Raw genomic sequence first — 1260 nt, 5'->3', positions numbered from 1 at the left:
CAATGAACGCGCGCCAGCCGCCCAGTTCGGTAATGTCCTGGGCGCCTTTCACGGCGGCGCCTTCGCAGATGAATCCCTTGACCTCGCGTCCGTCGTCGAGCGTCAGGGTTCCGATGCCCAAAGGTGCGGGTACCAGCGCCACAAAACTGCCGAACTGGTCGACCGGGATATCCCACAACTCAACAATGATGCTTGCGCCCTCATCGGCCCGGATCAGACCCGGTTTGGGCGGGATGGTGTCCGGTAGTGCGTACAGTCGATAGGTGGGTGCGGTATGGGTGCGTTCTACCAACCGGGCGTGACGCTCGGTGAGCTGATGATTCAGCGGCATACCGCTCAGGTGCGCGCCGACGACGGCCAGGCGAACGTGATCCTGCGGCGCTTTTGAAGGCGCGGTGGGAGCGGGTGATTGCAGGTCGGTTGCGCCCCGCTTCCAGGGCGCAATGGCTTCCCAGTGACGACCAAAATCCGTGAGGGCCCGGTCCTGCCAAGCGGGGGCAACAAGGGTGATTCCAAAGGGTAAACCGTCGGCGCGAATACCGGCGGGCAGGGCTAGCGCACTGCAGTTGGCCAGGTTCACAAAATTGGTCCAGGTGCCGAGCTGACTGTTCACGCCGACCGGGTCGGCCTCGACCTGAGCGATGGTGGGCAGGCGCGGTGCCGTGGGCACCAGTAGTGCATCGACCTCGGCCATGGCGGTCTGGATGGCACGCGCCAGATCGGCCCGGGCGTACTCCGCCCGATAGGCATCGGTGGCGGAGAAGTTCTGTGCCTGTTCAATGATGCCGCGCACCACCGGGTTCATTTCCTGGGCGTGCTCTGCCATGAATTCTGCGATGGCCGCATGGCGCTCGGCGACCCAGGGGCCGCCGTAGAGTAATTGCGCCAGCGTCTGCATGGGGGTGAAGTCCATGGGCACCAGCTCCACACCGTCCGCCTGCAGGGTTTTCAGGCTGGCCTCCCAGGCGCGTTGGGCTTCGGAATCACCAAACCAGTCGTGTCGATCGGGTACGCCAAAGCGGGGTCGGTTTGACCAGTAGCGGGCCGAGTGCGGCGGCTGGCGCGAATAACCATCGGCGGGATCGAATCCTTCCAGTACCGAGGCCACCGTATCGGCATCATCCACCGTCAACGCAAACACCGACACGCAGTCGAGGCTTTTACAGGCGGGCACCACGCCCTGAATACTGAATCGGCCCTTGGTGGGTTTCAGCCCGACAATGTTGTTGAACCCGGCGGGTACGCGCCCGGAGCCGGCGG

The 1260-nt window shown here is 64.2% G+C and carries 1 protein-coding gene; it reads right to left on the bottom strand.

Going from position 1 to position 1260, the window contains the following annotated elements:
- A partial coding sequence (gene atzF / locus B3187_RS11180) for an allophanate hydrolase (RefSeq protein ID WP_286806474.1) occupies positions 1–1260 on the bottom strand: 1260 nt, incomplete at both ends.

The sequence above is a fragment of the Marinimicrobium sp. UBA4209 genome, assembly GCF_002381585.1.
Lineage (GTDB): Bacteria > Pseudomonadota > Gammaproteobacteria > Pseudomonadales > Cellvibrionaceae > Marinimicrobium > Marinimicrobium koreense.
This window is presented reverse-complemented; position numbering and strand designations above follow the sequence as displayed.